Origin of the sequence: Collimonas sp., from assembly GCF_039923675.1 — a bacterium.
Classification (GTDB): domain Bacteria; phylum Pseudomonadota; class Gammaproteobacteria; order Burkholderiales; family Burkholderiaceae_D; genus Collimonas.
This window is the reverse complement of record NZ_JBDTCG010000025.1, coordinates 1-6,272: the sequence shown is the minus strand read 5'-3', so window position 1 is coordinate 6,272 and position 6,272 is coordinate 1. Positions and strand designations below refer to the sequence as shown.

General features: G+C 54.6%; 13 protein-coding genes. 4 read left to right on the top strand and 9 right to left on the bottom strand.

Annotated elements, in window-relative coordinates; genetic code table 11:
- Window positions 1-300 precede the first annotated feature (300 nt).
- From ABI171_RS06325 to ABI171_RS06310, 4 genes are read left to right on the top strand one after another with little or no spacing between them, the layout of a single operon-like run.
- Window positions 301-513, top strand: a complete 213-nt coding sequence (locus tag ABI171_RS06325; RefSeq protein ID WP_348099259.1) for a Com family DNA-binding transcriptional regulator — start codon at window positions 301-303, stop codon at window positions 511-513.
- Complete coding sequence (locus tag ABI171_RS06320; protein WP_348099258.1) at window positions 446-1,252, top strand: DNA adenine methylase; 807 nt, start codon at window positions 446-448, stop codon at window positions 1,250-1,252. The genes ABI171_RS06325 and ABI171_RS06320 overlap by 68 nt, the downstream gene beginning before the upstream one ends.
- A 57-nt stretch (window positions 1,253-1,309) precedes the next feature.
- Window positions 1,310-2,305 (top strand): DUF4917 family protein, encoded by a 996-nt coding sequence (locus ABI171_RS06315; RefSeq protein WP_348099257.1) that lies wholly within the window; start codon window positions 1,310-1,312, stop codon window positions 2,303-2,305.
- An 18-nt stretch (window positions 2,306-2,323) separates the two neighbouring features.
- Window positions 2,324-3,139 carry a DUF5677 domain-containing protein gene (locus ABI171_RS06310; protein ID WP_348099256.1) on the top strand — a complete coding sequence of 272 codons (816 nt, stop codon included), beginning with the start codon at window positions 2,324-2,326 and terminating at the stop codon, window positions 3,137-3,139.
- Here ABI171_RS06310 and ABI171_RS06305 read toward each other — a convergent pair.
- From ABI171_RS06305 to ABI171_RS06265, 9 genes are all read right to left on the bottom strand, one after another.
- Window positions 3,127-3,588: a phage virion morphogenesis protein gene (locus ABI171_RS06305; RefSeq protein ID WP_348099255.1), complete on the bottom strand. Its 462-nt coding sequence runs from the start codon at window positions 3,586-3,588 to the stop codon at window positions 3,127-3,129. The two genes, ABI171_RS06310 and ABI171_RS06305, sit on opposite strands and share 13 nt — an antisense overlap.
- Window positions 3,585-4,073 (bottom strand): phage tail protein, encoded by a 489-nt coding sequence (locus ABI171_RS06300; RefSeq protein ID WP_348099254.1) that lies wholly within the window; start codon window positions 4,071-4,073, stop codon window positions 3,585-3,587. Before ABI171_RS06300 ends, ABI171_RS06305 begins: the two co-directional genes overlap by 4 nt.
- Complete coding sequence (gene lysC / locus ABI171_RS06295; protein ID WP_348099253.1) at window positions 4,051-4,278, bottom strand: Rz1-like lysis system protein LysC; 228 nt, start codon at window positions 4,276-4,278, stop codon at window positions 4,051-4,053. Before lysC ends, ABI171_RS06300 begins: the two co-directional genes overlap by 23 nt.
- Window positions 4,172-4,594, bottom strand: a complete 423-nt coding sequence (lysB, locus tag ABI171_RS06290; RefSeq protein ID WP_348099252.1) for an Rz-like lysis system protein LysB — start codon at window positions 4,592-4,594, stop codon at window positions 4,172-4,174. Before lysB ends, lysC begins: the two co-directional genes overlap by 107 nt.
- Complete coding sequence (locus ABI171_RS06285) at window positions 4,585-5,049, bottom strand: D-Ala-D-Ala carboxypeptidase family metallohydrolase (protein WP_348099251.1); 465 nt, start codon at window positions 5,047-5,049, stop codon at window positions 4,585-4,587. The genes lysB and ABI171_RS06285 overlap by 10 nt, the downstream gene beginning before the upstream one ends.
- On the bottom strand, window positions 5,046-5,315 hold the full coding sequence (locus ABI171_RS06280; protein WP_348099250.1) for a phage holin family protein: 270 nt from the start codon (window positions 5,313-5,315) through the stop codon (window positions 5,046-5,048). Before ABI171_RS06280 ends, ABI171_RS06285 begins: the two co-directional genes overlap by 4 nt.
- The gene (locus tag ABI171_RS06275; protein WP_348099249.1) at window positions 5,308-5,664 is read right to left on the bottom strand and encodes a putative holin; all 357 of its coding nucleotides are present in this window, start codon (window positions 5,662-5,664) and stop codon (window positions 5,308-5,310) included. The genes ABI171_RS06280 and ABI171_RS06275 overlap by 8 nt, the downstream gene beginning before the upstream one ends.
- Before the next feature lie 17 nt (window positions 5,665-5,681).
- On the bottom strand, window positions 5,682-5,891 hold the full coding sequence (locus ABI171_RS06270) for a tail protein X (RefSeq protein ID WP_348099248.1): 210 nt from the start codon (window positions 5,889-5,891) through the stop codon (window positions 5,682-5,684).
- On the bottom strand, window positions 5,891-6,272 hold a 382-nt coding region (locus ABI171_RS06265; protein ID WP_348099247.1), incomplete at its 5' end, for a head completion/stabilization protein. The genes ABI171_RS06265 and ABI171_RS06270, both read right to left, overlap by 1 nt.

Below are 6,272 nucleotides of genomic sequence, written 5' to 3'. Positions count from 1 at the left end.
AGATTCAGGATTAAGCGCAGCAGTTCGGAGTAGTCAGCAGTCATGCGTTGCATGTTGCCGGGTTGCCGGAATCGGCGCACCTGGTAGCGGGTTGATATCCGCGTTACCGACTGCAAAGGGATGTTTTGTTGCGAGGTGGCGTACTACAGTGCCGGTCTGGAAAAAGAACGCGGCGACGTAGATAATGCGCTAACACTACCTACACCACCGTGCCAGCAGAATACGGCTGCAAGCAAGGCCTAGGCCGCGCCACCTGTACAGGCGAGGCGAAGGCTACCATATTCGCGCAGGTATACCAAAATGCAAGACATCCGTTGTGGGAGTTGTTCCCGAAAATTAGGAGAGGGTGAATACATCGCCCTCTCTATCAAGTGTCCGCGATGCGGCACGTTGAACCACCTGAGAGCCACGCGCTCCGCACCAGCATGCCATCGAGCATCTGACTATGGAGCAGACCGTGCAAGCAAGTCCGATTATTCCCTGGATGGGTGGCAAGCGCCGCCTGGCCGATAAACTCATCCCTTTATTTCCGCCGCATGAATGTTATGTCGAAGTGTTCTGCGGCGGCGCCGCGCTGTATTTCCTGCGGCCAGTGCCGGCGCGCACGGAAGTCATCAACGATATCAACGGCGAACTGGTCAACCTGTACCGGGTCGTCCAGCACCATATGGAAGAATTCGTGCGGCAGTTCGAGTGGTGGACCACTAGTCGGCAACTATTCAAATGGCAGCAGGATGCGCGGTTGGAGAGCTTGACCGATATCCAGCGCGCCGCCCGATTCTATTATTTGCAACAGCATGCCTTCAGCGGCAAGGTGACCGGGCAGCACTTCGGTACTGCCACGACCGGACCGGCCATCGACTTGAGCCGGATTGAAGAAAATCTACGCGCTGCACGACTGCGCCTGGCCGGTACGTATGTCGAAAACCTGCCTTGGCTGGAATGCATGCGGCGTTACGACCGGCCACATACATTTCAGTATTGCGACCCACCATATTGGCAGACAGAGGGCTATGGTGTGGATTTTGGCATCGAGCAGTATGAGCAGATGGCCGAATTCATGCGGGCCTGCAAGGGAAAAGTCATGGTCAGCATTAACGACCATCCCGACATTCGACGGGTGTTTGACGGCTTTACGATGATGGGACTGGATATCAAATACAGCATCGGCAGCACACATGGTCAGCCTGGCGTCAGCCGAGAACTGGTGATTACCAACTGGGCGGCGGATGTATTGACACAGCTTTTCTAAGGAAGATGGCGAGTATTATTGATAGTTCACTGGTATTGAGCGAACTAGGGGGCATCAATGGTAGAAATCGTGAAATGGTCAGACATAGCAGGAAATTTTACAGATGGCCTGATTTTGGGAAATGGTGCGAGCATCGCCATACATGATGGTTTCAGTTACAAATCATTATTTGCGAAAGCTCAGGAACTGGGATTTATCACTGAGTGCGTGGCTAAAGTATTCCAGCAATTCAAAGTTGAAGATTTTGAATTCGTGTTACGCAGGCTTTGGTACGCGAAGCTGGTGAATGAAGCGCTCGAAATTAAAGTTGGCCCAGTAGATGCTGCCTATAATGAGATACGCAATGCCTTGATCTCAACGATTAGATGCACGCATGTTTCATACGACGAAGCGGCGCAGCATCTACCTGCAATAAGATCATTTCTCAAAAATTTTAAAACGGTCGTTACCCTTAACTATGATTTGACATTGTATTGGGCGGCCATGCACGGCAACGCTAACAACGAGCATGCATTTAAAGATTGTTTCCATAGTGGGAAATTTGTTGACGATTGGGAGGAATACAGGACACCTTATGGGAAAGAGAAAGCCGTTACTTTGTATTTTTACCCTCACGGAAATTTGGTTCTTACCCGAGAAGACGATTTAACGGAAAGCAAATGTTCTGCGAAATCTAAAGGTCTCCTAGACGCAATAATTGATACCTGGGAGAAAGGGAGTGTTGTCCCTTTGTTCGTTTGTGAAGGTACGTCGGGGCATAAACGAAAAGCTATTGAATCATCCTCATATTTACATCGTATCTATCGTGAAATCATTCCCTCTCTTGGGAAATCATTGACGATTTATGGATGGGGAATAGGAGACCAGGAGAAACACATTTTGGAGCAACTAGAAAATGCGAAGCTCGACCGCGTTGCTGTATCTGTTCGCGACAACAATCAAGAATATGTACAGCACGTATTGAGTAAATTCGTAAAAATTGGAATTCATAATGTGACTTTTTTTGACTCATCAAGTCAAGGCTGCTGGAATAACGTTGATGAAATTCAGTAGATTATAAAGGGGAAGAAAATGACATTTAAAACAGATGGATTTCTGTCTGGTGATTTACATATTTTTATCAATCAATCTCATATTGATTTTAAGGAATGGTTTGAACTAGTTGCCGATTTAAATAAAACGGTTTTTCAAGCTCTCACCACGCTGCATCCTCTGAAAAACAACAAGCAACAGCTGACGGCTGCTCTGCTCTTTAGCCGAGCCGTCCAATCGTTTCAAGGCGCAATTCTATTGACCGAGCGAGGTATGATTTCGGAAGCACGGACATTGGTCAGAAATTGTGCTGAAACGGCAATTGTCCTTTCTGCGGTGGGGAAAGACGCTAGTTTTATTTTGAAATTAGTTGAATCTCATCAAAAGCATTCGTCGCAAGTAGCCAAGGCTCTTAGTTCCAATCCAGATGCGGCCAAGGAGCTTTCAATTTTTACGTTGGCGTCGCTGCAACGAGTGATAGACGACGTCGACGCGCATTTCCCAAACGGAAAACCGAATGGTTACATCCTAAAGGACGTTGCAAAGGATGTGGGGCTGATGGGACTATACGATACGGTTTTTCGTGGCATCTCTGGCGATGCAGCACATCCAACGATAGGCGCATTGACACGGCATATTTATCAGGATGAGGCCGGAAAAATTAGTGACCTTCGATTTGAACCAGTTCAAGAAGATTTGCCGCATACCTTGTCCATGTCGATTAGTACCTTGCTGCATGCGCTGATGCCAATTTCTGAAGTATTCAAGAAACCGGAATTTGAGCGCATTGTCGTAGATTTTTTACCAAGATGGAAATTGCTCCAGGTGCAGTATGAAGCGAATCAAGTCAAGTGACGCAAGAGCGAATCTCGAATTAATGCTTGATCAGTAGCGCTGAAACCAAGTAAAGGCCGGGCCGGATAGTGATATCTCGGCCCTTTTTTTGCGACCTTGTCCGTCAATCCCTCCTGGTGCACGCGGGCAATCCGCGCCACGCGCCCAAAGAAACCGACGGCAAGCTGATTCTCATCATTTTCCGTCAGTAGATTCTTGGTCTTGCGCAGCTTCTCAAACATGGCGGCCTTCTGCCGTTTGATTCTCCCTTTCTTGCCCCGCAGATTCTTGCGCTGTTTGCGCTTCGCGTAAGGCGCGCCGTCCGGCGCCTGTTGGCTGGCGATGCGTTGTGCCTGGCTGCGGCGTAAGTCCTGAGCAATCCTGCGCGTGACGACACGGCGCTGACCGGGTTGGAGCTGGGCCAGCAGTGCGCCGGCCCAGGCTTCCAGGGTTGATAGATCGTCGCTCATTCTGGATTAGCCGGCGTCTGCCATTCGGCCAGCAGCGCGGCGCCCGCGTAGGCTTGCCAGAATTCGTCGGTATAGACCGGTGTAGGTTGCGGCTCGGCGCGGTGAATGACCTCCAGCCGGCCGGCGCCGGCTGGTTTTACTATCACGGTCTCGGTCAGCGCCAGCGTGATCGCCAGGTCTATCGATGTGTGGTTGTTGTAATCCACATCAAAGCCGATGCCGGTTTTACGCAGCTCGGCATTGTCCAACAGGTCGCGCTGGTGCATCTGCACCCAGGCCAGCAACGGGACCATAATGGCATCTTCGCTGCCGCTGTAATCGGTGATGATGATGTTGAGCTTATACCGATATTCAAACGACAGTGAAGCGGTGCCGGTCGCCACGGTGTTGCCACCCTCCGCAAAGATCAGCAGCTTATCGGGATTCTGCTGCAATTCGGCACTGACGGCGGTTAGGTGCGCCCTAAGGCTTTTGGGTTTGTACATGCTCGGCATCCTCCTGGCAATCAACAGCGGCATCTACCTTGGCCGCACACATGCCCCACGCAGCCTCTGCGCGCTCCAGGGCGAGAAGCAAGGCGCCATTAGTCCTGGGCGCCGCCGCCGGCAGCTTGCAACGGGTGATCGCCGGGCAGGCGTTGACTGTAAGCGTCGGCGCCGGTGGCGGCCGGATGCTCCCGCAGGCGGGCAACAGCGTCAGGCAAAGCAGTGTCAAACCAGCTGCGTATCGTTGGATCGTCATGTAATAGGCTTTCAATGAGATTTTCTCGTTCGGTGAGGGTGGCGGCGATGCTGTCGCGGGCGGCTTGCAGCTTGGCGGTGGCTTGTCTGTTCCTGGCCGCCGCGTCCGTCAAGGTCTTGATGGTGCCGTCGCGGTCGCGTGTGATCTGTTCTGCCGTCTCGGCGCGTTCCTTGGCAACGGTCAAACTGTCACGCTGGACGTAAATCACCAGGCACAGCGCGCCGACTGCCAAGGCCGATATCAGGCTCTTGGCGATCAATTCCATAGGCCGACCCGCGTGCCGCGGTTGTCGATCGTCAGCACCTGGCGGCGCGGCGTCTTGCCCTCGACCGCAATCCCCAGATGAACCCACACGGCGCCGCCGACCCGCTCATAGATCAGTTGGTCGAATTGCAGATAGGATTTTTCCAGCGCCTGACAGATCTCCATCGGCACACCAAACGCCGGCGCCGTAAAGTCGCACGCCAGCCCAATCAGGTGGGCGCTATTGCCCGCGCCGCCGACGGCACGGTTCAATGCCTGGCAGCGGTAGCCGCTGGAAATGATGATTGATGCACCGCTCAGCTCCAGGCGCACCAGCTCGTTAAATTTCGCCAGGCGTCGTAGGTTGGCTACGATGGCCGGCGCCGGCCTGTTGTCGATAGAGAGGGACCGGGCCTTGTCGCTACGCGTAAATTCTTCCAGCGTGAAATGCTCGGTCAATGGTGTGGTTATTGTCATTCGATACCCCTGATGATGTTGGCGACGTTGCCCTGGGCGCGGTGCACCAGGTAACACAAAGTGAAGGCGATGCCGGCTTCGCCGAAAGAGACGCGACCAAGACCCAGCAGGATCTCCAAGGCGCTGGTGCCGGTGGCAACAATCAGCAGCCAGGCCACCAGGGAGATGTGCAAGCGGTGATTCGCCAGGCCGCGCCGGTAGCACAGCAGCCGCACGCAGGTGCTGGTGTAGGAAAGCAGTGCCAGCAAGGTCAGCGTTTTAGTCATGGTCGCCTCCCTTGCGCAGCCACGCCGGCAGCTCGATGGTTTTAATCAGGTCGATGCCGTGCAGCGTCAGCGCAATGGCCGCCGCCGACGCGAAGAAGGCGGCCACGCCCGATTGCTTCAAGGGCGTATTGCTGATGACCTCGGGTGCTGCCAGGTAGCCAATCGCCAGGGAAATGACCATGTACGCCAGGCGTTGCAGGACCGGCAGGTTTTTGCTGGAGATCGCCACCAGCGTGGCGCCGGCGAAAGCGCCAATCAGCGCATTGCCGTCAATGCCAGGGAACAGCGTTGACAGGCCGATGCCGGCGGCGCTGGTGACGACCAGGGTGGTGGTGCTGGGTTCTGCCATAGGATATTGCTCCGTTTTTAGTCCCAGAGATTGACGACCTGGGCGGTTTTAGTAGGGGTTGCGGTAGGTTCCGGCAGGTTGACCAGAAGGCCGTGCGGTAGGATCGTCCCCCGGTCGGCCAGGCCGGGATTCAGTTCGAGCGCCGCCTCGACCACGTTGGCAGTGGCGCCCAGGTGGCGCCAGCACAGTGCGTCCAGCGTGTCATGCTGTTGGGCGCGTACCTGCATCAGATCAGATCGACCGTCATGTGAGAGCGGCCAATGATGTCGGCAATGGCCCAATGGGCGTTACGGCGTTGCTCGGATGGGGCGTTGTCCAGCGCTTCCATCATTTTCTTGTCGGACAAGGAAGACGCCGTGCTGTCGAAGTCGCGATATCTCTCGGTGAGATCGGCCTTGGCCCAGCAGTACACGGCGCGCCGATAACGGGCAATGAGGACGCTTTCACGGTCAACGCGGTCCGCCGGCACTGCCGCCAGCGAGGCATAGCCGGCGGCAATCTGCTCCAGCTTCCAGTCGCGCAGTTCGTTGTTGACGTGGAGAATGGCAGCGATGACCGCTTGCCGCAGCCGCACTTCGGTGACGGTGCCGTCCAGCCGCTCCGCGTCG